Origin of the sequence: Massilia sp. CFBP 13721 (assembly GCF_014842025.1) — a bacterium.
In the GTDB taxonomy this organism is placed as follows: Bacteria; Pseudomonadota; Gammaproteobacteria; order Burkholderiales; family Burkholderiaceae_D; genus Telluria.
Genome location: NZ_JACYUY010000006.1, coordinates 65106 through 87570 on the forward strand (window position 1 = coordinate 65106; position 22465 = coordinate 87570).

Here is a 22465-nt window from a genome sequence, read left to right on the forward strand (position 1 = left end):
GATGGCGGCCGGCACCCTCCCGGCGCAAGGGCCGCAGCGTGCAAAAGCGCTGCTGGCGCCCTGGGCCTTGCCGGCGCTGCTGGTGCTCGGTTGGCAAGTAGCGGCCCAGGCCGGCTGGCTGTCGAGCCGCATCCTGCCCGAGCCATTGGCGGTCTTGAAAGCCTTTTGGGCGCTGGCGGTGTCGGGCGAACTCTGGTCGCACCTGCGCACCAGCCTGTGGCGTGCCGGGGTCGGGTTTGCCATCGGCGCCGGCGCCGGTCTGCTGCTCGGTTTGCTGAACGGCAGTTCACGCCGCGCCGAGACGCTGCTCGACACGACCCTGCAGATGATCCGGAATATCCCGGCGCTGGCCCTGATTCCGCTGGTGATCCTCTGGTTCGGCATCGACGAAACGGCGAAACTGTTCCTGCTTGCCGTCGGTGTGTTCTTCCCGGTCTACCTGAATACCTTCCACGGCATCCGCTCGGCCGACCAGGGCCTGATCGAGATGGCGCGCAGCTACGGCTTGTCCGGCTGGGCGCTGCACCGCGACGTGATCCTGCCGGCGGCCACGCCCTCGATCCTGGTCGGCATCCGCTTTTCGCTGGGCCTGGTCTGGGTGCTGCTGATCGTCGCCGAAACCATTTCCGCGCAGTCGGGCATCGGCTACATGACCATGAATGCGCGCGAATTCCTGCAGACCGACGTGGTACTGGTCGGCATCCTGCTGTACGCCCTGCTGGGCAAGGCTGCCGACCTGGCTGCTCGCCTGCTGGAACGGCGCTTCCTGCGCTGGAATCCCGCCTACCGTTGAGAAAGACCGCAATGCAGATCGCTTTTGAAGCAACCCACCGCGTCGCCGCCGTCGATAGCGCACAGTCTGCCGCCCCACAGTTGCCCGCCGTCGAACTGCGCACGCTGACCAAGACCTATGGCGCGCGGGTCGTGCTCGACGGCATCGACTTGCGGATCGCGCCGGGCGAGTTCGTGGCGCTGGTCGGGCGCAGCGGCTGCGGCAAGAGTACCTTGCTGCGCCTGGTCGCCGGGTTGGAACAGGCCGATGGCGGCACCATCGCCATCGACGGCGCCGGCCGCAGCGATGCGCTGCGGCTGATGTTCCAGGAAGCGCGCCTGCTGCCATGGAAAACGGTGCTCGAGAACGTGGCGCTCGGCCGTGTCGACCTCCATGCGGCGCGTGCGGCGCTGGCGCAGGTGGGCCTGGCCGAACGGGCCGGCGAATGGCCGGCGGTGCTCTCCGGCGGACAACGCCAGCGCGTGGCCCTGGCGCGGGCGCTGGTGCATGCGCCCGGCCTGCTGCTGCTCGACGAGCCGCTCGGCGCGCTCGACGCGCTGACCCGGATCGGCATGCAGCAATTGATCGAATCGCTGTGGCGGCGCCAGGGGTTCAGTGCCGTGCTGGTCACCCATGACGTGCAGGAAGCGCTGGTGCTGGCGGACCGGGTGCTGGTGATCGAAGACGGAAAGATTGCTTGCGATTTGCGCGTGGACCTGGCGCGGCCACGCCAGCGTGGCAGCGCGGCCTTTGCGGCCCTCGAGCGTGAATTGCTGGCGACCGTGCTCGACGGCTACACCGCTTGAGATCATGTCGGTTTGATCATGAACCGCTTTATATGACATATTGAAAAGCTGTGAATAAAGATATGTGAAATGTCAAATAAAATTTATTTGTAGGCGTAGATACAACGCAGACCTTCCTTTTGTCCTACAAGCTCATCTCTCCAAGGCGTACAAATGCCACGCGTCAAGCATAAATTTGGCAGTTTTCGCACGCATGTTCATTAATGTCTTGGTGAAAGTTCGGCGGATTGCCGTTAAAAACCGGCTAACTTGCATACAATTTGATACAAATCTATGAAACCTCAAACAAATTATCTACGGCAACTTTCGTTGTAACAACTTGAAACAAGTTCTTTGCGGCAAAATTACTTGAGGAAATTCGTTATGTTAGCTAGCGCACAGTAGAAACTGCGTTTGACAATCGGAAACCGGTCCCCTATTGTCAGCAGTTCGCGTCGAGCGAATTTTTGAACTGCAACAGTCCAACCAACGGATTCTGGGGGAATACAAGCATGGAACAATTCGAACCGAAGCATGAGGAAAAAGTGAAAGCAGTGAGCGTGGACGATGATTGTTTTTATATCGACCTGCTCTGCGGCCTGCGCCTGTCTGGCCCGCGCCTGATTTCCGTTCCCTTGTCCGAGGCAGAGAACCTGGCGTCGCCCCGCAATGCGGCATTGCGTCAGCATTGGGAAGCGGCCCCTGCGTTCGAATAAGCGGTACATAACGTGTACGGGGTCGCGGCTCCCAGAAAGCGGCACCCCGTACCGCACGATTGGAAACCTTATAAAAATGAACACGGACTGATGGGGTTAGAATATTCCCATGAAGATTCGTGTCGCGACCTACAATATCCACAAGGGTGTCACCTCTTTGCGCAGTACCCCGCGGGTGCTGGCGCTCAAAAAGGCGATTGCCGAGTTCCATGCCGATATCGTCTTCCTGCAGGAAGTGCAGGGGAGGCATGACCGCCATCACGCGCGCTATGGCCAGCACAAGCGCGAGACCCGCATCTGGCCGGAAACGGCGCAGTACGAGTACTTTGCCGGCGAATCGCACTACCACCATTCCGCCTATGGCATGAACGCGGTCTACGACCACGGCCACCACGGCAACGCCTTGCTCAGCTGCTTCCCGATCGAAAACAGCCATAACCACGACGTCTCGGACCACGCCTATGAGCAGCGCGGCATCCTGCACTGCGTACTGGAAACGCCCGCCGGCAAGATCCATTGCTACGTTGTGCACCTGGGCCTGTTCGAGGGCGGGCGCGGGCGCCAGACCGAGCAATTGATCGAGGCCGTCAACAAGTCGGCGCCGAACGGCGAGCCGGTGATCATCGCCGGCGACTTCAACGACTGGCGCAATACCCTCAGCGACCGCCTGCGCAATGCCCTCGGCGTGACCGAGGTCTTCGATGAGCTAGGACCGAAATCGGCGCTGGGCGACATGGTGCGCAGCTGGGCCGGGCGCCAGCCGCGCCTGGCGCCGGCACGCACCTTCCCGGCCGCGCTGCCGTGGTTCCGCCTCGACCGCATTTATGTGCGTGGTTTCAAGATCGACAACGCCCAGGTGATGGCCGGTCCGATCTGGGCCAAGCTGTCCGACCACGCGCCCATCGTCGCCGAATTGCAGCTGGCCTGACGCCATGCGCAGCGTGACGTATGTAGCGAACAACGACATCGTCTTGCTCGAAACCGGGCAGCAACTGTTCCCGGCGATGATCGCCGCCATCGACGCTGCGCAGCATGAGGTGCTGTTCGAAACCTATATCTTTGCCGAGGACGAGGTCGCCCGCGGCATCGAGGCGGCGCTGATCCGTGCGGCCGGGCGCGGCGTCAAGGTGCGGGTGCTGGTTGACTGGTTCGGCACCGGCCACCGCACCTGCTGCCGCCGCGCCGAAGCCTTCGCCACGGCCGGGGTGCATTACCGCGTATTCAATCCCTGGTTCAAGCGCGGCATTGCCCGCACCCACCGCAAGATCACGGTCGTCGATGCCGAGGTCGCCTTTGTCGGCGGCATCAACATCAACGACGACATGAAGCACGATTACGAACCCTACCTGCCGCTGCCGGCGCCGCGCTGGGATTTCGCCGTGCGCGTGCGCGGACCGCTGGTCGCCCACATCCACTTCGAGGCAAGGGCGCAATGGATGCGCGCCGGGCGCCTCGACCTGCTCAGCCGCATCGGCCTGTACCGCGAAACGCGGCGCCCGCCGCCGACCGAAGGCGCCCGCCCGATGCGCGCCGCCTTTGTCGTGCGCGACAACCTGCGCAACCGCAGGACGATCCAGCGTGCCTACCTGCAGGCGATCGGCCAGGCCCGCAAAAGCGTGCTGCTGGCCAATCCATATTTTGCGCCCGGCCGCAAATTCCGCGAAGCGCTGGCGCGTGCGGCGCGGCGCGGCGTGCAGGTTACGCTCCTGATCGGCGTCGGCGAATTCCGCATGCAGGATGCGGTCGCCCGTTCCTTCTATCCGAAGCTGCTGGCGGCCGGGATCCAGGTCGTCGAATACCGCAAAACCCAGCTACATGCGAAGATCGCCGTGGTCGACGACGACTGGTCGACGGTGGGCTCGAGCAATTGCGACGGCCTGTCGCTGTTCCTCAACCAGGAAGCGAATATCGTCGTGCGCAACACCGCTTTTGCACGCGCCGTGCGCGCCCACATCGAGCGCGGCATTGCCGATGGCGAAGTCGTGCGCATGGAGGATTTCGAGGGCATCGGTTGGGTGCGCCGCGTGCGCTATGAAATGGCTTACCTTCTCTATAAACTGACCATGCGCATTTTCGCCATAGGTTATGCATAAGGAAGAGTAAAACATGGACAACGTACGGATCGACAAGTGGCTGTGGGCGGCGCGCTTTTTCAAAACCCGTTCGATGGCGGCCGATGCGGTCGAGCGCGGGCGGGTGCGCATTGCCGGCGAGCCAGTAAAACCGGCGCGCGCGGTGAAGGTGAACGACCAGATCGTGATCGACAATGGCTCGGATCGCTGGGAAGTGATCGTTGCCGCGATCTCGGACAAGCGCGGCCCGGCGCCAGTGGCGCGCGAGCTTTACTTTGAAACCGACGAGAGCATCGCCAAGCGCGAGAACGACAAGACGGCACGCCGGCTGTTCCCGGAGCCGAGCCTGGACATCAAGGGGCGGCCGACCAAGCGCGACCGGCGCGCGATAGCGAAGGCGGCGGGGTGAGGTCGTTCGTGCGTCGCGGCTGTGCTGGGGCTGGTTGAACGCGTGGGCGGCGCATCGGCCTCATAGGCGCTTGCCGTCGGGTATAGCCACCCACCCTACGGCCCTCCGAATCAAGGTGTCGTTCCGCGAGCCAACGTAGGGTGGCCTCGGCGGCCCCGGCGGTTTCCTGCCCACGCGTTCAACTAGCGTCAGCACAGCCCCACACACTAGAACTGCACCTCTAGATTCCCGTTTGACATTCACCGTCCGATAGATAATAGTACGCTCGTTCGGATTTTTCGATTCACGCAGGGGAAACGTATCAATACTTCAGCAAAATTCATGCGCAAGGGCGAACAGACGCGGGCGGCGATTCTCGACGTCGCGCTCGAACTGGCCAGCCGTAACGGGCTGGAAGGCTTGACCATCGGCTTGCTCGCGGACCGCATGAACATGAGCAAATCGGGTGTGTTCGCCCACTTCGGCTCGCGCGAAGATTTGCAGATGGAAGTCTTGAAGCTCTACCACCACCGTTTCGAGCAGGAAGTGTTCTTTCCCAGCGTAAAAGAGCCACGCGGTTTGCCGCGCCTGGAGTCGATGTTTGCGCGCTGGGTCAAGCGGGTATCGGTTGAAATTGCGTCGGGCTGCATCTATATCAGCGGCGCGGTGGAGTACGATGACCGGCCGGGCCCGATCCGCGAATCGCTGGTGGCGATGGTGCGTGCCTGGCAGGGCGCGCTGCTGCGCGCCGTGCAGCAGAGCATCGATTGCGGCGCGCTGAAAGCGGGCACCGACCCGCAGCAGCTGGTCTACGAGATGTACGGGCTGATCCTGGCCTTGCACCACGACGCACGTTTCCTGCGCGTCCCGGGCGCGATCGACCGCGCCAACCGCGGCTTCGCGCGGCTGATCGAGAATTACCGCAATCCCGTTCAAAACACCTGAGCCGGCCCTATCGCCCGCTCGTCAGCTTTAAAAACTCAGTTTCAAAAATACTTTACCTTCGTCAGGAGAAAACCATGGGTCAGTACGTCGCGCCAATCCGGGATATGCAGTTTGTGCTGCACGAATTCCTCAACGTCACCGAAGAGTTCAAGAACCTGCCTGCCTATCAGGAAATCGACGCCGACATCATCAACCAGGTGCTGGAAGAAGGTGCGAAGTTCACCCAGGAAGTGCTGTTCCCGCTGAACCATTCGGGCGACCGCGAAGGCTGCCACTTCGACGCCGCCACCAAGACCGTGACCACGCCAAAGGGTTTCAAGGAAGCGTATAAACAGTATGTCGACGGCGGCTGGGCGGCGCTGGGCTGCGATCCGGAATATGGCGGCCAGGGCTTGCCGGTCTCGCTGAACAATTCGTTCTACGAGATGCTGAACTCGGCCAACCAGGCCTGGACCATGTACCCGGGCCTGTCGCACGGCGCCTACGAGTGCTTGAAGGAACACGGCAGCGACGAGCAGAAGGCGCAATACCTGCCGAAGCTGGTCTCGGGCGAGTGGACCGGCACCATGTGCCTGACCGAAGCGCATTGCGGCACCGACCTGGGCCTGCTGCGCTCGAAGGCCGAGCCGCAGGGCGACGGCACCTATAAAATTTCCGGCTCGAAGATCTTCATCTCGGCCGGCGAACACGACGTGGCCGAAAACATCATCCACCTGGTGCTGGCGCGCTTGCCGGATGCACCGGAAGGCTCGAAAGGCATCTCGCTGTTCCTGGTGCCGAAATTCCTGCCGAACGCGGATGGCTCGCTGGGCGAACGCAACCCGATCTTCTGCGGCGCCATCGAAGAAAAGATGGGCATCCACGGTAACGCCACCTGCCAGATGAACCTGGACGGCGCCGTCGGCACCCTGATCGGCCAGCCGCACAAAGGTCTGAATGCGATGTTCGTGTTCATGAACGCGGCCCGCCTGGGCGTCGGCATGCAGTCGCTCGGCCTGACCGAAGTGGCGTACCAGAACGCGCTGGTGTACGCGAAAGACCGCATCCAGATGCGCAGCCTGTCGGGCCCGAAGGCGCCGGACAAGCCAGCCGACCCGATCATCGTGCACCCGGACGTGCGGCGCATGCTGCTCACTGCTAAAGCCTATGCCGAAGGCGCGCGCGCCGTCTGCTCGTACGTCGCGCTGCAGATCGACCGCGAACTGAACCACCCGGACGAAGACGTGCGCAAGGAAGCCGCCGGCGAAGTCGCGCTGCTCACCCCGATCGTCAAGGCCTTCATCACCGACAACGGCTGGATCGCGACCTCGGAAGCGATGCAGGTCTACGGCGGCCACGGCTACATCAGCGAGTGGGGCATGGAGCAGTACGTGCGCGATGCGCGCATCAACATGATCTACGAAGGCACCAATACCATCCAGTCGCTGGATCTGTTGGGCCGCAAGATTTTGATGGACAACGGCGCCAAGCTGCGCGCCTTCGGCGAGAAGATCAAGGCCTTCGTGGAAGAGAACGGCCTGGATGAATCGATGTCCGAATTCGTGACCCCGCTGGGCGAACTCGGCGAGAAGGTCGGCAAGATGACCATGGAAATCGGCATGAAGGCCTTCACCAACCAGGACGAAGTCGGCGCCGCCGCCGTGCCTTACCTGCGCGTGGTGGGCCACCTGGTGTTCTCGTACTTCTTCGCGCAGATGGCGAAGATCGCGCTGGAGAAGAAGGACTCGGACGACAAGTTCTACGAGTCGAAGCTGGCCACCGCACGCTTCTACTTTGCACGCCTGTACCCGGAAACCGCGATGCTGATCCGCCAGGCTCGTTCGGGTTCCGCCAACCTGATGGCGCTCGACGCCGACCTGTTCTAACCGCTTCCAGGGATATATAACCATGACCAATTTCACCGTCAAGAAAGTCGCCGTGCTGGGCGCGGGCGTGATGGGCGCGCAGATCGCTGCGCACTGCGTCAACGCCAAGGTGCCTGTCGTGCTGTTCGACCTGCCTGCAAAGGAAGGTCCAAAGAACGGCATCGTCCTGCGCGCCATCGAGAACCTGAAAAAACTGTCGCCTGCGCCGCTCGGCAACAAGGACGACGCAGCGCTGATCGAAGTCGCCAACTACGAAGACAACCTCGACGTACTGGCCGGCTGCGACCTGATCATCGAAGCGATCGCCGAGCGCATGGACTGGAAGCACGACCTGTACGCCAAGGTCGCGCCGCACATCGCGCCGAACGCGATTTTTGCGTCGAACACTTCGGGTCTGTCGATCAATACGTTGGCCGAAGGTTTTGATGACAACCTGAAGGCGCGCTTCTGCGGCGTCCACTTCTTCAACCCGCCGCGCTACATGCACCTGGTAGAGCTGATCCCGACCACCAGCACCAATCCGGAGATCCTCGACCAGCTCGAGACCTTCCTGACCTCCGTGCTGGGCAAGGGCGTCGTGCGCGCGAAAGACACGCCGAACTTCATCGCCAACCGCGTCGGCATCTTCGGCATGCTGGCCACCATCCACGAAGCCGAGAAGTTCGGCCTGTCGGTGGACGTGGTCGACGACCTGACCGGCGCCAAGCTGGGTCGCGCCAAATCCGGTACCTTCCGTACCGCCGACGTCGTCGGCCTGGACACGATGGGCCACGTCATCAAGACCATGCAGGACACCCTGCAGGACGATCCATTCTTCGCCCTGTACAAGACGCCGGACGTGCTGGCCAAGCTGATCGAGAAGGGCGCACTGGGCCAGAAGACCGGCGGCGGCTTCTACAAAAAGGTCGGCAAGGACATCCAGCGCCTCGACTTCGCCACCGGCGAGTATGTGGCCGGCGGCGGCAAGGCGGCCGACATCATTGCGCGCATCCTGAAGGAAAAGGATCCGGTCAAGAAGTTCAAGGCCCTGCGCGATTCGACCAACCCGCAGGCGCAGTTCCTGTGGGCGATCTACCGCGATGCCTTCCACTACATCGCCGTGCACCTCGACACCATCGCCGACAACGCGCGCGACATCGACTTCGCCATGCGCTGGGGTTTTGGATGGAGCGTTGGCCCGTTCGAGACCTGGCAAGCCGCAGGCTGGACCCAGATCGCCCAGTGGGTCAAGGAAGACATCGAGGCCGGCAAGGCGCTGACCGACACCCCGCTGCCAGCATGGGTGTTCGAGGGACAAGTCGCCGAGAAGGGCGTGCACACTCCTGAGGGTTCGTACTCGGCGAGCTCGAACAGCTACGTGCCGCGCTCGACCCTGGCCGTGTATGAACGCCAGGCCTTCCGCGCGCAGGTAGCAGGCGCCGGCGGCAATGACGCCAAGACCTTCGGCACCACCGTGTTCGAAGACGACTCGGTACGCCTGTGGCACTCGGGCGACGAGGTGCTCGTCATCTCGCTGAAGACCAAGATGCACGTCATCGGCGACGGCGTGATCCAGGGCCTGAAGCGCGGCCTGGCGGAAGCCGAGAAGAACTTCAAGGGCCTGGTGATCTGGAATACCGACGCCACCGAAGGCGGCGCCTTCTCGGCCGGCGCCGACCTGCAATCGGCCCTGCCTGCCTTCATGGCCGGCGGCGCCAAGGCGATGGACCCGATCGTCAAGGAACTGCAAGACACCTTCATGCAGATGAAGTATTCGAACGTGCCGGTCGTCGCCGCGGTGGCCGGCCTGGCGCTGGGCGGCGGCTGCGAGCTGGCGCTGCACGCGTCGAAGCGCGTGGCCTCGATCGAATCGTACATCGGCCTGGTCGAAGTCGGCGTCGGCCTGGTGCCGGCCGGTGGCGGCCTGAAGGAAGCGGCGGTGCGCGCCTTCACGGAAGCCAAGGGCAACGACATCCTGCAATTCCTGAAGACCGGTTTCACCAATGCCGCCACCGCGCAAGTGTCGAAGTCGGCGCTCGAAGCCAAGGCGATGGGTTACCTGAAAGAAGACGACATCATCGTCTTCAACGCCTACGAGCTGCTGCACGTGGCCAAGGTGCAGGCGCGCGCGATGTTCGACGCCGGCTACCGCGCGCCAGCGCAGCGCCCGGTGACCGTTACCGGCCGCTACGGCTGGGCGACGATCCGCGGCCAGCTGGTCAACATGCGTGACGGCGGCTTCATCTCGGCCCACGACTACAAACTGGGCGACATGATCGCCGAGATCGTGACCGGCGGCGACGTCGACCAGGGCAGCGTGGTGTCCGAGCAGTGGCTGCTCGACATGGAACGCAAGGCCTTCATCGAACTGCTGAACAACCCGAAGACGCAAGAGCGGATCATGGGCATGATGCAGACCGGCAAGCCAGTCCGTAACTAAGCCGCGCGGAACATATAACAGGACGAATGACATGAGCAAACAACTTCAAGACGCATACATCGTCGCAGCGACCCGCACCCCGATCGGCAAGGCACCACGCGGCATGTTCAAGACGACCCGCCCGGACGACCTGCTGGTGCACGCGATCCGCGGCGCCATGGCCGCCGTGCCCAACCTGGATCCGGCACTGATCGTCGACGCCATCGTCGGCTGCTCGTTCCCGGAAGCGGAGCAGGGTTTTAATATCGCTCGTAACGCGGTGGTGCTGGCCGGCCTGCCGCACACGGTCGGCGGCGTGACCGTCAACCGTTACTGCGCCTCGGGCATCACGGCCCTGGCGATGGCGGCCGACCGCATCCGCGTCGGCGAAGCCGACGTCATGATCGCCGGCGGCGTCGAATCGATGTCGATGGTGCCGATGATGGGCCACCACCCCTCCATCAACATGGAGACGTTTAAAGACGAAAACGTCGGCCTGGCCTACGGCATGGGTTTGACCGCCGAGAAGGTCGCGCAGCAGTGGAAAGTATCGCGCGAAGACCAGGACGCCTTTGGCCTGGAATCGCACCGCCGGGCGATTGCCGCCCAGCAGGCGGGCTACTTCAAGGACGAGATTACCCCGGTCGAGATCGTTACCCGCACGCCGAACCTGGCGACTGGTGAAATCTCGGTCAAGCGCCGCACCGTGGACCTGGACGAAGGCCCGCGCGCCGACGCCAGCCCTGAGGGCATGGCCAAGCTGAAGCCGGTCTTCGCGGCAAAAGGCACCGTCACCGCCGCGACCTCGTCGCAGATGTCGGACGGCGCCGGCGCCCTGATCGTCGTCAGCGAAAAGATCCTGCGCGAGCACAACCTGACCCCGCTGGCGAAATTCTCCTCGTTCGCCGTGCGCGGCGTGCCGCCGGAAATCATGGGCATCGGCCCGAAAGAGGCGATTCCTGCCGCCTTGAAGGCAGTCGGCATCACCCAGGACCAGCTCGACTGGATCGAGCTGAACGAAGCGTTTGCAGCGCAGGCGCTGGCCGTGATCCGCGACCTGGGCCTGGACACCAGCAAGGTTAACCCGATGGGCGGCGCGATCGCGCTGGGCCACCCGCTGGGCGCCACCGGCGCCATCCGCGCCGCGACCGTCGTGCACGCACTGCGCCGTAACAACCTGAAGTACGGCATGGTGACGATGTGCGTCGGCGCCGGCATGGGCGCGGCCGGTATCATCGAGCGCGTTTAATTTTGGATAGCGGCCGTGCCAACGTGTGCGTTGATGCGGCTTGTACCTATCACCGCGTGGGCGGGGGACCCGCCCACCCTACGAGTTGCTGCATATTGTGCGGTTGACCCGTAGCGTGGGCGGGTCCCCCGCCCACGCGTCCAACCAGCTTCAGAATATCCGGGAAACCTGACATGACGATCCAGACCAACAAACAAAACGGCATCCTCAGCATCGAATTCAACCGCCTCGAGCGCAAGAACGCCATCACCGGCGTCATGTACCAGACCATGGCCGATGCGCTTCTGGATGCCGAACAGGACCCGCAAGTGCGCGCCGTCCTCATCACCGGCAAACCCGAAATCTTCACCGCCGGTAACGACCTCGACGACTTCCTGAACAACGCCGGCGAAGGCGCCATGACCGAAGACCGTCCCGTGTTCCAGTTCATGAAAGCCCTGGAAGGCTGCACCAAGCCGGTGGTCGCGGCGGTCGCCGGCGCCGCGGTCGGCATCGGCACCACGATGCTGATGCACTGCGACCTGGTGTATGCCGCCGACAATGCGAAATTCTCGATGCCGTTTACCCAACTTGGCCTGTGCCCGGAATTCGCCTCTTCGCTGCTGGTCGCGCAAAGCGCCGGCTACACCCGCGCCGCCGAAAAGCTGATGCTGGGCGAATCGTTCAATGCCCAGGAAGCCTTCGAGATGGGCATCGTCGCGCGCGTGGTCCCAAGCGTCGAGCTGCTCGAATTCGCCCAAGGCCAGGCCGCCAAACTGGTCGCCCTGCCGGCCGCCTCGATCCGCGCCACCAAGGCCCTGATGCGCCGCCCGCGCGCGGCGATCGTCGCCGAGACGATGGGCGTCGAGAACAAGCAGTTCAGCGCCATGCTGACCGGCGCCGAAGCCAAGGAAGCGTTTACGGCCTTCTTCCAGAAGCGTAAACCCGACTTCTCGAAGTTCGACTGAGCGGCTTTTCTTCTGTCGCGGTCAGCGCTTCGCGACGGGGGAGGTCAGGCGCTCGGCGACGACTGCCGTCACCACCGCCTGCAGCACGTGGATCGCCCAGCGCTCGCCGGCTTTACGGGGGCCGGCCGCGATTTCGCCCTTGGTGATGCCGAGTACCGGCGCGATGGCGCCGATGTTGACGGCGTACAGCGCGGTGCCGTAGAGCGTACCGAGCACGACCGGCGACAGTGAGGGTGCAAGCTGCCTGAGTGTCGGCAGCGCCGACGCGAATGCGGCCGAGGCGCCGAGGTGATTGGTGAATTCGACCATGCTGGTGCCGGTGTCGCCGATCACCGCGCGCGAACCCGTCACATCGTCGATCCAGTCGACCGCATCCCGGTCGAGCGTCTTGGTCATCAGGCCGCTCTTGCGTCCTGCCCACATGACCGCGCTCGTCACCACCCCAGCAACCAGTCCGCCGATCACTGCCGCTTGTTGTCGTTGCATGAAACCTCCCTGTCAAAATAATGAATCGGCGCCAGACATGCGCTTGATAACCCCGTTCTGCCTGGCGCCGCCGATCCGCTGACATTACGCCTCTGCAGGGTTCGCTTCGGTTCGATATCGTACGGAGTGCGGCGCAAGGGCAAAACAGGAGCAGGGCGGGCCATGCAGGGTGTGCCTCCCTCAAACCGGCAGCCGGCTCGCCACTGCCAGCAGCGGCGCCATGGCCAGGGCGATCCACCCGGCGCGGACCGCGCTGCGCGGCGTGTACTGCAGCAGCAAGGTCAGGGCAATGGCCGCTGCCGTCAGCATGCCGCACCACAGCACCGGGCCGGTGTGCCAGCCGCTGGCGGCCACGCAGGCGGCCAGCGCGGCCAGGATGCCGAACCAGCCGCAGGTACGGCACAGGCGGCGCACGATGACGCCCGGTTCCTTGCCGCGACCGTGGATGTCGGCGTAATGGCGCTCCATCGCCTGGCTGTTGGCGGCCAGGCCGCCGTAGGCCAGGGTCGCGCCAATCAGGAGCAGCAGCGTCATGCGGCCTCCTTGCGCGTGGCGTCTTCCGTGCCGGCCGCCGCGGCGGGCAGCGCGCGCGGCCCTGCCGCGACGCGTGCATCCCTGCGCTTGAGCCACCAGGCTGCATAGGCCAGCAGTGCGCCCAGCGCCAGCGTCACCAGGTCGAACGCGGCCACCGGACGCAGGCCGGGTGCGCCAAACAGGGTGGCGCCCAGGTGCGTCGCTGTCGTCAATGCGTTCAAGAGCGGCAGGCCGGCCAGCAGGGCGGCGCCGGCCAGCAACTGCAGGCGCCACATGGCGCGCGTCGGACGGCACTGCGCCAGCAGCAGCGCGAGGCCCCAGGCGATGAAGAAGCAGTGCGCTTCCGCTGCCGCGCGTTCTTCCAGTCCGGGCGGCAGCAGGCGGTTGCTCCAGAAGTAGGCGCCGAACGCGATCGGCAGGCCGGCAATGGTGCCGATGTTCAGCGCGTCGACCAGGCGCACGCCGAAGCCCGCCTTGCCGCCCCTGGCAAGCGCCTTGGCTGCTTTCTGGCGCTCCTTGACGCCCCACAGCAGGGCGCCGGTGGCGACCATCGCGCAGCCGGCCAGGCCGCACATGAAGAACAGCGCGCGCAGCACGCCGTCGGCGAAATGCGCCACGTGCAGCCCATACACGGCGCGCCGCATCGCAGATACGCCGCCCGGTTCGGTACTCGCGGCGATCAGGGCGCCGCTCACGCCGCTGAAGGTGAGCGAGGGTTCGATGTTCGACAGCTGCGCGCCCGATTGCCGCACCAGCTGCACCGTCGCGTTGGCGTCGTTCGGATGCGCCACCACGATGCGCGTGGGCGCCACGCCCCAGCGCGCCTCGGCCTGCGCCAGCATCGGCCCGATGTCGGCCAGCGGCGCCGCCGACCGCGCCGGCTTGCTGCGCTCGTTGCCGGGGAAAACCTCGGCGAACATGGCTTGCTGGTCGCCCTTGTACAGCGCCTGGGTCGGCGCCTGCATGTACATGAACATCAGCGTGACGATGCCGGTGTAGGTGATCATCAGGTGGAAGGGCAGCGCCAGCACGGCGGCCGCGTTGTGCGCGTCGAGCCAGGAGCGCTGGCCCTTCTTCGGCCTGAAGGTAAAGAAATCCTTGAAGATGCGTTTATGGGTGATCACGCCGCTGACGATCGCCACCAGCATCGCCATCGCGCAGATGCCGACGATCCAGCGGCCCCAGATGGCCGACATGTAGTACAGATCGAAGTGCATGCGGTACAGGAATTCGCCGCCGCGGGTGTCGCGTGGCGTCACCACCGCGCCGCCGGCCGGGTCGAGCGCGAGCATCTGCTTGCGGAAGGCCGCGCGCCGTTCGGCCATGCTCATGCCCTTCTTGGGCGGCATGGTCCAGCTGGCGTTGATCAGGGGGGTGCGCCCGTCGGGCAGGTTGATGAACCAGCGCGTGGCCTGCGGCGCGCGCGCCTGCAGCGCGGCCACCGCGTGCGTGGCGGCGACGGCGGGCGTGGACGTGGGCGCCGCCGCATGCAGCTCGGGTTTCATCCAGAGCGTGATCTCGTCGCGGTAATAGGCCGAGGTGCCGGCCATGAAGATCAGCAGCAGCAGCCAGCACACGAGCAGGCCCGACCAGGTGTGCAGCCAGGCCATCGACTGGCGAAATCCCTCCTTCATGCCGCACCTCGCGCAAGCCACAGCAGCACGGTGCACAGGCCGCAGGCGGCCAGCAGGCCGGTCCAGGCACGCGCCGCGCTCGCCGTGGCGAACACCCACAGGATGGCGCAGGTGTACACCACGAAGGCGAGCATGGTGGCGATGATGACGGCGTCGGCGCGCGCCAGCGGCAGCACCAGCGCGAGCAGGGTCGAGGCCAGGGCCGCCAGCAGGTAGCCGCCGCCGATGGCAGCCACGGCGCGCGCCGCGATGCCGACGCGGTAGCCGGCGCTAGCGCGGCGCTCCAGGGTTGAGGACATGGTGCGCTCTTTCTTTTTATGTGGACGAAGGTGGTTTATTTGCCGGGCGTTGCCGCCGGACCGGGCGGCAGGGCGGGGCTGCCTTGCGCCTGCACGAACGAGAGCGAGGTCACGAAGCTGGCGCTGTCGTAGGGCCGGCCATTGCGCTCGCCCGCCGCCTTGTCGCTGTGATGGGCTTCGAGCACATAGGCGCCGCGCCACGGCAGGTCGAAACGCACCAGGCCGGCGGCGTCGGACACCACTTCCTTCGACCAGCCGTTCGGAATCACGGCCTTGACGGTGACTTTCGGCGCGGGCTGGCCCTTGTAGAACACCTTGAACCGGCCCGCTTCCCCAGTGGGCACGATGTCGAAGGTCAGCAGCGGAGACTGCGCGGCGAAATCCGTCACGAAGCGCGCCGCCGGGGTCCAGGCCAGGCGCCGGGTCGCGCCGTTTTCCTGGTTCTCGAAATACGGATAGCTCGCTTCCTCGACCACGATCGCTTCGCCGGCGCCGGCGCCGCGCGACAGGACGAAGCCATCCGCTGTTTTGTCGAGTTGCAGCGGCTGCTTGCCGGTCCGCGTGACCAGGGTTGCCGTGGGTGTGACGAACTTGTCGAGCAGGCCGGGCGAGGTTTCGCGCAGGTTGTCGCCGAACTCGCCGAAGCGGAGGATGGCGCGGGTACCGGTCTGCTCGATCCATACCTGATGGGCCTGGGCGCCCGCTGCGAACAGGGCAAGAAGGGCGGGGAGCAGCAGTTTTTTCATGGTGGCTTTCGATGGGTGGCGTGGCGGGAACGAGTCGGGACGAACGGCGGCGCTGCAAAAATGGTCATTGCGGCAATTCGATAATGAGAATTATAATGCGAATCATTCTCATTTACAAACCGTTCAAGGATTCACCGCATGTCACGTACCCAGCCTCGCCGTTCTTCTTCTTCCATTCCCGGCATGCGCCGCGCCGGTGCCCTGTGCGCAAGCGCACTGCTGCTGGCGCCGGCCACCGTGCTGGCGGCCGAGCCCGCTGCCCCCGGGGCCGACGCCGCGGTAGTCGCCGAGGCAGCGGAAACAGCGGAAACGGCGCCGGCAGTGGTGACGGTGGTCGGCCGCACTGAACCGCTGAAGGGCTCGTTTGCCGCCCGCTCGGCCACGCTGTTCAAGGGCGAGAGCGACTTGCGCGACATTCCGCAGCCGGTCACCGTGCTGACGCGCGAGTTCCTCGACGCCCGCAAGCTGCTCGACCTGCACGACGTGCTGCAGAACACGCCCGGCATCGCGGTCGACTACACCGACAGCGAACGCGTGTCGTACAACGCGCGCGGCTTCGGCATCGACGCGCTGCAGATCGACGGGCTGACCATCAACCAGAGCGGCTCGGCCTTCATCCAGCCCGATACCGCCGTGCTGGAGCGGGTGGAAGTGCTGCGCGGCGCCTCGGGCATGCTGCGCGGCGCCGGCAATCCCTCGGCCACCGTCAACATGGTGAGGAAGCGGCCGACGCGCGCTTTCCAGGCAGCGGCAGCGCTGACCCTCGGTTCCTGGGACCGGCGCCGCATCGAGGCCGACGTGGCCGGTGCGCTCAACGCCAGCGGCTCGCTGCGCGCTCGCCTGGTGGCGGTCAAGGACAAGAAGGAATTCTTCCAGGATGCCAAGCAGGAAGACCGGCAAGTGCTGTACGGTGTACTGGAAGCGGACCTGGGCGCGCGCACGCTGTTCACCGCCAGCCTGCAGCAGACCGACCTGGATGCCACCGGCGCCTGGGGCGGCCTGCCCGGCAATCTCGACGGGACGCCGCTGGGCCTGCCGCGCAATACCTATCTCGGATCGGACTGGAACCGCTGGAACCGCTCCAATCGCCAGGGCTTCGCCGAGCTGGCGCACCGCTTCGAGAATGGCTGGTCGGTGAAACTGAGCGCGGCGCATACCCGCCTGCAGCTCGACGACGACGGCTTCAAGCAGACCTATTTCGCGCGCCCGGCAGGCGCCACCAATCCCTACCTGATGACGGTCACCACCGCCCAGTACACGGGCGCCGGCGGCAAACAGGGCGCCCTGGCCGCCACCGCCGATGGTCCGTTCACCCTGTTCGGGCGCAAGCACGAACTGGTCGTGGGCATCGAGCGCGTACGCAACAGCGCGACCGAGAGCTGGGGCCTGGGCAACCTGTATCCGCTCACGGTCGATATTCGCAACTGGAACCCGGCAACCAGCTACCCCGAGCAAGCGGTGCCGATGCCGGCCGTGCCGAACACCCCCAACGTCACCACCCAGCAGGGCGCATTCGCGACGGCGCGCTTCTCGCTGACGGGTGCGTTGAACGCCATCCTCGGCACGCGCCTGAGCTGGTGGGACTATGCGTCGACGGCAAGCCCGGCCAGCAATTACAAGGTGACGCGCGAAGTCACGCCCTACGCCGGCCTGGTGTACGACCTGTCGGATGCGCTCAGCGCCTATGCCAGCTACACCGAGATCTTCACGCCGCAGAATGTGCGCGGCGCATCTGGCGCCATCCTGGAACCGATCCACGGCGCGGACTACGAACTGGGGCTGAAAGGCGAATTCTTTGGCCGGCGTTTGAACGCCTCGGCCGGCCTGTTCCGCATCGATAACGAAGGGCGCGCGGTTGAAGATGCATCGTCGATCAATCCCTGCCTGCCGTATTTCACGAGCGGCTATTGCCGCATCGCCGGCGGCAAGCAGCGCAGCGAAGGCTGGGAAGCGGAAGTATCGGGCCAGCTGCTGCCGGGCTGGCAGGTAATGGGCGGCTACACGAACACGCGCACGAAATACCTGCGCGACACGGCCGCGAATACCGGCCAGCCGCTGCGCAGCATCGACCCCAAGCACCAGCTGCGCCTGTTCACGACCTATGCGCTGGAAGCCCTGGCGCCAGGCCTTACCGTGGGCGGCGGTGTACAGGTGCAGAGCGATTCCTGGGTGCGTTCCGGCGCGGTCACGTCGCGCCAGGGCGGCTATACGGTGGCGAATGCGATGCTGTCCTACCGCCTCACCGATGGGCTGGCCTTGCAACTGAACGCCAACAATCTGTTCGATAAAAACTACTACAAGAAATTCGGGCCGACCGGTGTCAGCTATTACTATGGCGACCCGCGCAATGTGGCGCTGACCCTGCGCGGCAACTTGTAAATGTGACAGTTGGCAGAAGGCCGCGCTGCCGGGCACCCGGCAGCGCGGCTGCGACTTCCTTCATTCGGCAAGCTTTCACGGACTCACTTAGCGGGAGCCGAACGCGAACGTCCCTTCGCCGATGACCACGCTGCCCTGGGTATCCGCTGCCGCCTTTTGCGCGATTCCTCCGGCGGCCCCTCCCGCCGGCGCGCCATTGTCGTAGTCCACGACCTCGGCTTTCGACACTGGATCGGTGTGCGCGATGCGCACATGGATGCGGTCCTTGCCGCCCGTCTTGGCGCCGCTGGCGGCCGTCACCGTGAAGCGGTAACCGCCCTTGCCGTTGACGGTGCCTTGTCCGCTGTACTGGACACGCGTGGCATCAAGCGCCACGGCATCGACCTGGCTGCTGCGCAGCGCCATGCCGGCCACGTTGACCTGCACGGCGGCACCGCGTGCGTCCGCGCCTTCGGACAGGAAGGCGAAACTGCCGATCGCGCCGCGCGCAGCGACCGACCTGGCGGCGCTGGCCGGCGCGGCGAACAGGCCTTCGCCGCGCAGGGCGGCGCCCGTGGCGGAGACGACGACCGACCGCTCCACCGTGCTGCGCCGGCTGCTGCTGTCGGTGACCGTCAGCCGCACCGGGTAGATGCCGGGGCTGCGCCAGGCGTGCTGGCCGCTGACCGTGCCCTTGCCCCTGGACCCGCTCACGGCGCCGGCGCTCGTGCTGCCGTCACCCCATGACCAGGCAGCCTTGTGCGTGTCATTCGGGTCGACGTCGGTGAAGCCGGCCGCGAAGGACAACAAGGCACCGACGCGCGCCGCACCCGGGAACTTGACCGGGCCGGTGACGGGCGGCTGGCTGTGGGCCGCTTGCGGTACCAGCAGCACCAGGCCAGTGTTGCCGAAGGCGACGATCGCTCCGTTGTCGGAAATGGCCTCGGCCCGGAACAGTTCCAGTTCCGGCGGTGCGCCCACGACACGCGTATTCAGGTCGGTAAAACCCGCGCCCCGTGTCCACATGATGGCCCGGTCGTTCAGGCTGCCGACGACTTGTCCGCGCTGGTTGACACCGTTGGTGTCGGAGATGTCCACGAAGGGCGTCCCGACCACGAGCAAACCGTTTTCGCGGCTCCAGACAAACCCGTTTCTCTCGCCTGGAGCGATGTCCAGTTCGCCGATCCCCAGGCCCTTGTCGTTGATCGCCTTGCCGAAGGCATGATACGAGGGCGCGGTGCCCAGGCCCTGCAGTCCGCCGCTGCGCGTCCACAGGAAAGCCTGGTTGCTGAGCCCTTCGTCGAATGCGGCGCCGCCGACGATCTGGCCGGCATTGTTGATGTCGGTGGCGACCGATGCCAGGCTCGGGAAAGCATTCAGCGCCGTCGTGGCGCCGCCGACGCGCCACTTGGCTGCCAGGATCAGGGTGCCGGTGTCGATGCCCTCGGTGTAGCCGACGGCTGTTCCCGCGTCGTTGAGCGCAATGGCGACCGATCCGCCGCCCAGCGTGCCGAGATCGACCATGCCGGTGCGCGGGCTCCAGCGGAACGCGTGGTAGCTCACTTGCTCGCCCGGAAAAACGGCGGCGCCGGCCACCTGGCCCCTGGCGTTGATGTCGTTGGCGCTCGAGTTCCCGCCGCCCGGCCGGTTCAGGTCGACCAGCCCGCTGTGCCTGCTCCAGCGGAAGGCGTGAAACACCGTGCCGGCGGCATCGAGCGTCGCATCGCCGACCACCTGCCCGGCATCGTTGATCCCCCTGGCGCTGGCGCTCGGCCCGCCGAAGGTGCCGAGGTCGCGCACGCCCGTGCCATCGTAGAAGCGGGCGCGGGTGGCGGGGCCGAGGAATTCCGTGAACGCCACCTGGCCTCGCGCATTGATGCCGGCCGTGAACCCGTTCGGCGCCAGCGGAATGACGCGGAAGGTGGTGGCCGGCGCCCTGGCGGGCGAAGCCAGGGGAGCGGCGGCCGAGGCAGCGCCGAGTGTCACCGTGGCACATGCCGCGGCGATAAGGGACACCAGCCGCCGGCGCTGTTGTCCACGCCCCGCACCCCTTGCAGTTCTTGTTTGCATGAGTTCCTCCTGATCCAGTTATGCGCCCGATCAACATGCCACGCAGGAATACGTGGTAGTCGGCACGCAGTCCAGATTAGGCAGGGCCCATGCGTGGAGTACTGGTGCAGGTCAACGGTGCTGCGGGTCGAACCGCTGCGTTGCCGGTGAGCCGGCGAGGCAGCGGCTTTTTACCAACGCCTAGCGGAGCACAATCGCTCCTTCACCGAGCACTACGCTACCCTCGGCGCCGGCTGCCGTCGCTCCTTTCGCAGCGGCATTCACCCCCGCGCGGGCACCGTTGTCGTAATCGACCACTTCCGCCTTCGATACCGCGTCGGTGTGCGTGATGCGCACACGGACGCGGTCCTTGCCGCCAGCGTTGCTACCCGTTCCTGCGCCAGCCGTTGCGGTGAGTGCGAACCGGTAGCCGCCCTTGCCGTTGACGGTGCCCTGTCCGCTGTACTGGACGCGGGCGCCGTCGAGGGCCACTGATTCGACCCGGCTGCTGCGCAGCGCCAGGCCGGCTACGTTGACCTCGACGGCGGCCGTGCCGGCGTCACCCTCGGACAGGAAGGCGAAGCTGCCAATCGACGCCCGATGCGCGCCGGCGCTCGCTGCATTGGCCGGCGACGCAAAGGCGCCGACGCCGGTGGTGGCCGTCCTGCCGCCGACGACCACCTTGCGTTCGACCGCGCTGTCCTTGGCGCTGCTGTCGGTGATCGTGAGCCGTAACGTATAGATGCCGGCGGTGCGGTAGGCATGCTGGCCGCTGACGCTACCGCTGCCGCTCTTCTCGTTGACGGTGCCAGTCGTCTTGCTGCCGTCGCCCCAGGACCAGACGGCCTTGTGCGTGTCGCGTACATCGACGTCCTGGAAGCCCGCCGAGAACGAGAGCAGGGCCCCCGCGTGCGCCGCGCCTGTGTACTTGACCGGGCCCGCCACCGGCGGCAGGGCATGGCAGGCCGACGGCACCAGCAGCACCAGGGTGCCGGCATTGGTGTTGGCGACGATGGTGCCGCTGTCGTTCAGGACCAGGCCGCCGAACAGCGTCAGACCGGCCGGCGCGCCGACGACGCGGGAGGTGAGGTCGACGAAGCCGCTAGTGCGCGTCCAGATGTAGCCGCGGCCGTTCAGGGAGCCGACCACTTGCCCGCGGTTGTTGACGTCGGCCGTATCCGAGAAGTCCGTGAGCGGCGTCCCGACCGTGAGCAGGCCGTCGTCGCGGCTCCAGATGAAGCCGTTCCTGTCGCCCGGGGTGGAATACAGCTGACCGATCACGAGTCCCTTTTCGTTGACCTGGTCGGCCCAGGACAGGTAGGAAGGCTCGGTACCGAGGCCCTGCAAGCCGCCTGCCTGCGTCCAGATGAAAGCCTGGTCGCTGAGCCTGGTGTCGAAGGCGGCGCTGCCGACGATCTGACCGGCATTGTTGATGTCTTCCGCGACCGACGCGATGCTGGGGAAATCGTTGAGCGGAATCGGCCCGCCGCCCCCGTCCGGCCACTTGGTGACCTGGGTCAGCCTGGGACCTGAAGCCTCGTCCGACCAGCCGACCGCCGTTCCCGCATCGTTGATCGCAGTGGCGACCGAGGTCGACTGGGGCCCCAGGGCGCCGAGATCGACCATGCCGGTGGAGGGACTCCAGCGGAAGGCGCGGGACAGCGGCGATGGCGGGGTGAAGCGGGCCGTGCCGGCGACCTGGCCCTTGTTGTTGATGTCGAGACCGGTCGCGTTGCCGACGCCGGGCGGGTTCAGGTCGACCAGCCCGGTCGGCCGGCTCCAGCGGAAGGCGTGGAAGGTTCCATCCGTCGTCGCGGCGGTACCGGCCACCTGCCCGAGTTCGTTCAGCGCGTTGGCGACGGCGGCCGAGCCGCCGAAGGTGCCCAGGTTGCGCACGGTCGATCCGTCGTAGAACCAGGCGCGCGGCGCGTCGCCGTCGAACGACGTAAACGCCACCTGGCCCTTGCTGTTGATGCCCGCCGGAAAGCCGTTGGGCGCCAGTGGGACGACCCGGTAGGTGGTAGCCACGGGTGGCGCGGCCGGGGCAGCGGTCGAGGCGCCGCCCAGCGTCATCGAGGCACAGGCTACGGCGACGAGGGAAGCGAGCCGCCAGCGTTGGGGAGCGCGCGCGGGGCCATGAGCCGTCGTACCGGTCACATTTCTCGTTTGCATTTATTCCTCCTGATCCAGTTTGTGCGCTCGGTCAACATGCCACACGGGAA

General features: G+C 65.6%; 19 protein-coding genes. 12 read left to right on the forward strand and 7 right to left on the reverse strand.

Annotated features, from left to right (window positions below; all coding sequences use genetic code 11):
- The first annotated feature begins 1 nt into the window (after window position 1).
- The 11 genes from ssuC (at window position 2) to IFT60_RS07660 (ending at window position 12137) form a co-directional block, all read left to right on the forward strand.
- Window positions 2–793, forward strand: coding sequence for an aliphatic sulfonate ABC transporter permease SsuC (gene ssuC / locus IFT60_RS07610; protein WP_192051272.1), 792 nt, complete (start codon window positions 2–4; stop codon window positions 791–793).
- 11 nt (window positions 794–804) lie between these two features.
- Window positions 805–1578 carry an ATP-binding cassette domain-containing protein gene (locus IFT60_RS07615; protein ID WP_192051274.1) on the forward strand — a complete coding sequence of 258 codons (774 nt, stop codon included), beginning with the start codon at window positions 805–807 and terminating at the stop codon, window positions 1576–1578.
- Window positions 1579–2069: 491 nt separating this feature from the next.
- Entirely contained in the window at window positions 2070–2273 is a 204-nt protein-coding gene (locus IFT60_RS07620; protein WP_192051277.1) for a hypothetical protein, read from the forward strand.
- 109 nt (window positions 2274–2382) lie between these two features.
- Window positions 2383–3201, forward strand: coding sequence for an endonuclease/exonuclease/phosphatase family protein (locus IFT60_RS07625; protein WP_192051279.1), 819 nt, complete (start codon window positions 2383–2385; stop codon window positions 3199–3201).
- A 4-nt stretch (window positions 3202–3205) separates the two neighbouring features.
- Entirely contained in the window at window positions 3206–4366 is a 1161-nt protein-coding gene (clsB, locus tag IFT60_RS07630; RefSeq protein WP_192051282.1) for a cardiolipin synthase ClsB, read from the forward strand.
- Between the two features lie 13 nt (window positions 4367–4379).
- Window positions 4380–4754, forward strand: coding sequence for an Hsp15 family ribosome-associated heat shock protein (gene hslR, locus IFT60_RS07635; protein ID WP_192051284.1), 375 nt, complete (start codon window positions 4380–4382; stop codon window positions 4752–4754).
- A 321-nt stretch (window positions 4755–5075) separates the two neighbouring features.
- Window positions 5076–5678 (forward strand): TetR/AcrR family transcriptional regulator, encoded by a 603-nt coding sequence (locus IFT60_RS07640; protein ID WP_192051286.1) that lies wholly within the window; start codon window positions 5076–5078, stop codon window positions 5676–5678.
- Between the two features lie 74 nt (window positions 5679–5752).
- Window positions 5753–7543 carry an acyl-CoA dehydrogenase C-terminal domain-containing protein gene (locus IFT60_RS07645; RefSeq protein ID WP_192051288.1) on the forward strand — a complete coding sequence of 597 codons (1791 nt, stop codon included), beginning with the start codon at window positions 5753–5755 and terminating at the stop codon, window positions 7541–7543.
- A 22-nt stretch (window positions 7544–7565) separates the two neighbouring features.
- A complete protein-coding gene (locus IFT60_RS07650) occupies window positions 7566–9962 on the forward strand; it encodes a 3-hydroxyacyl-CoA dehydrogenase/enoyl-CoA hydratase family protein (protein ID WP_192051290.1) in 2397 nt (798 codons plus the stop codon).
- A gap of 31 nt (window positions 9963–9993) precedes the next feature.
- A complete protein-coding gene (locus tag IFT60_RS07655; protein ID WP_192051292.1) occupies window positions 9994–11190 on the forward strand; it encodes an acetyl-CoA C-acyltransferase in 1197 nt (398 codons plus the stop codon).
- A gap of 173 nt (window positions 11191–11363) precedes the next feature.
- On the forward strand, window positions 11364–12137 hold the full coding sequence (locus tag IFT60_RS07660; protein WP_192051295.1) for an enoyl-CoA hydratase: 774 nt from the start codon (window positions 11364–11366) through the stop codon (window positions 12135–12137).
- Between the two features lie 21 nt (window positions 12138–12158).
- Here IFT60_RS07660 and IFT60_RS07665 read toward each other — a convergent pair whose 3' ends face one another.
- The 5 genes from IFT60_RS07665 to IFT60_RS07685 all read right to left on the reverse strand — a co-directional run bounded on the left by IFT60_RS07665 (window position 12159) and on the right by IFT60_RS07685 (window position 15836).
- Window positions 12159–12623: a hypothetical protein gene (locus IFT60_RS07665; protein WP_192051297.1), complete on the reverse strand. Its 465-nt coding sequence runs from the start codon at window positions 12621–12623 to the stop codon at window positions 12159–12161.
- A 180-nt stretch (window positions 12624–12803) separates the two neighbouring features.
- On the reverse strand, window positions 12804–13157 hold the full coding sequence (locus tag IFT60_RS07670) for a DUF3325 domain-containing protein (RefSeq protein WP_192051299.1): 354 nt from the start codon (window positions 13155–13157) through the stop codon (window positions 12804–12806).
- Complete coding sequence (locus IFT60_RS07675) at window positions 13154–14791, reverse strand: PepSY-associated TM helix domain-containing protein (RefSeq protein WP_192051302.1); 1638 nt, start codon at window positions 14789–14791, stop codon at window positions 13154–13156. The genes IFT60_RS07670 and IFT60_RS07675 overlap by 4 nt, the downstream gene beginning before the upstream one ends.
- Window positions 14788–15090 carry an iron transporter gene (locus tag IFT60_RS07680; protein ID WP_192051304.1) on the reverse strand — a complete coding sequence of 101 codons (303 nt, stop codon included), beginning with the start codon at window positions 15088–15090 and terminating at the stop codon, window positions 14788–14790. The genes IFT60_RS07675 and IFT60_RS07680 overlap by 4 nt, the downstream gene beginning before the upstream one ends.
- Before the next feature lie 35 nt (window positions 15091–15125).
- Window positions 15126–15836, reverse strand: coding sequence for a DUF4198 domain-containing protein (locus IFT60_RS07685; protein WP_192051306.1), 711 nt, complete (start codon window positions 15834–15836; stop codon window positions 15126–15128).
- A 138-nt stretch (window positions 15837–15974) separates the two neighbouring features.
- Between IFT60_RS07685 and IFT60_RS07690 the strand changes: the two genes are divergently transcribed.
- Window positions 15975–18215, forward strand: coding sequence for a TonB-dependent siderophore receptor (locus IFT60_RS07690; RefSeq protein WP_192051308.1), 2241 nt, complete (start codon window positions 15975–15977; stop codon window positions 18213–18215).
- Between the two features lie 87 nt (window positions 18216–18302).
- Here the strand turns inward: IFT60_RS07690 and IFT60_RS07695 are convergent, their stop codons facing one another.
- Together IFT60_RS07695 and IFT60_RS07700 are read right to left on the reverse strand one after the other, a co-directional pair.
- Window positions 18303–20264, reverse strand: coding sequence for a PKD domain-containing protein (locus IFT60_RS07695; RefSeq protein WP_192051310.1), 1962 nt, complete (start codon window positions 20262–20264; stop codon window positions 18303–18305).
- A 180-nt stretch (window positions 20265–20444) separates the two neighbouring features.
- A complete protein-coding gene (locus tag IFT60_RS07700; protein ID WP_192051312.1) occupies window positions 20445–22415 on the reverse strand; it encodes a PKD domain-containing protein in 1971 nt (656 codons plus the stop codon).
- Window positions 22416–22465: the final 50 nt, after the last annotated feature.

Excerpts from the sequence above, each read along its gene's own strand:
- clsB (WP_192051282.1), top strand. The coding sequence starts at position 3,206 with ATGCGCAGCGTGACGTATGTAGCGAACAACGACATCGTCTTGCTCGAA.
- IFT60_RS07700 (WP_192051312.1), bottom strand. The coding sequence starts at position 22,415 with ATGCAAACGAGAAATGTGACCGGTACGACGGCTCATGGCCCCGCGCGC.
- IFT60_RS07640 (WP_192051286.1), top strand. The coding sequence starts at position 5,076 with ATGCGCAAGGGCGAACAGACGCGGGCGGCGATTCTCGACGTCGCGCTC.
- IFT60_RS07650 (WP_192051290.1), top strand. The coding sequence starts at position 7,566 with ATGACCAATTTCACCGTCAAGAAAGTCGCCGTGCTGGGCGCGGGCGTG.
- IFT60_RS07695 (WP_192051310.1), bottom strand. The coding sequence starts at position 20,264 with ATGCAAACAAGAACTGCAAGGGGTGCGGGGCGTGGACAACAGCGCCGG.
- IFT60_RS07660 (WP_192051295.1), top strand. The coding sequence starts at position 11,364 with ATGACGATCCAGACCAACAAACAAAACGGCATCCTCAGCATCGAATTC.
- IFT60_RS07680 (WP_192051304.1), bottom strand. The coding sequence starts at position 15,090 with ATGTCCTCAACCCTGGAGCGCCGCGCTAGCGCCGGCTACCGCGTCGGC.
- IFT60_RS07655 (WP_192051292.1), top strand. The coding sequence starts at position 9,994 with ATGAGCAAACAACTTCAAGACGCATACATCGTCGCAGCGACCCGCACC.
- IFT60_RS07670 (WP_192051299.1), bottom strand. The coding sequence starts at position 13,157 with ATGACGCTGCTGCTCCTGATTGGCGCGACCCTGGCCTACGGCGGCCTG.
- hslR (WP_192051284.1), top strand. The coding sequence starts at position 4,380 with ATGGACAACGTACGGATCGACAAGTGGCTGTGGGCGGCGCGCTTTTTC.
- IFT60_RS07675 (WP_192051302.1), bottom strand. The coding sequence starts at position 14,791 with ATGAAGGAGGGATTTCGCCAGTCGATGGCCTGGCTGCACACCTGGTCG.
- IFT60_RS07665 (WP_192051297.1), bottom strand. The coding sequence starts at position 12,623 with ATGCAACGACAACAAGCGGCAGTGATCGGCGGACTGGTTGCTGGGGTG.
- IFT60_RS07625 (WP_192051279.1), top strand. The coding sequence starts at position 2,383 with ATGAAGATTCGTGTCGCGACCTACAATATCCACAAGGGTGTCACCTCT.
- IFT60_RS07615 (WP_192051274.1), top strand. The coding sequence starts at position 805 with ATGCAGATCGCTTTTGAAGCAACCCACCGCGTCGCCGCCGTCGATAGC.
- IFT60_RS07620 (WP_192051277.1), top strand. The coding sequence starts at position 2,070 with ATGGAACAATTCGAACCGAAGCATGAGGAAAAAGTGAAAGCAGTGAGC.
- ssuC (WP_192051272.1), top strand. The coding sequence starts at position 2 with ATGGCGGCCGGCACCCTCCCGGCGCAAGGGCCGCAGCGTGCAAAAGCG.
- IFT60_RS07645 (WP_192051288.1), top strand. The coding sequence starts at position 5,753 with ATGGGTCAGTACGTCGCGCCAATCCGGGATATGCAGTTTGTGCTGCAC.
- IFT60_RS07690 (WP_192051308.1), top strand. The coding sequence starts at position 15,975 with ATGTCACGTACCCAGCCTCGCCGTTCTTCTTCTTCCATTCCCGGCATG.
- IFT60_RS07685 (WP_192051306.1), bottom strand. The coding sequence starts at position 15,836 with ATGAAAAAACTGCTGCTCCCCGCCCTTCTTGCCCTGTTCGCAGCGGGC.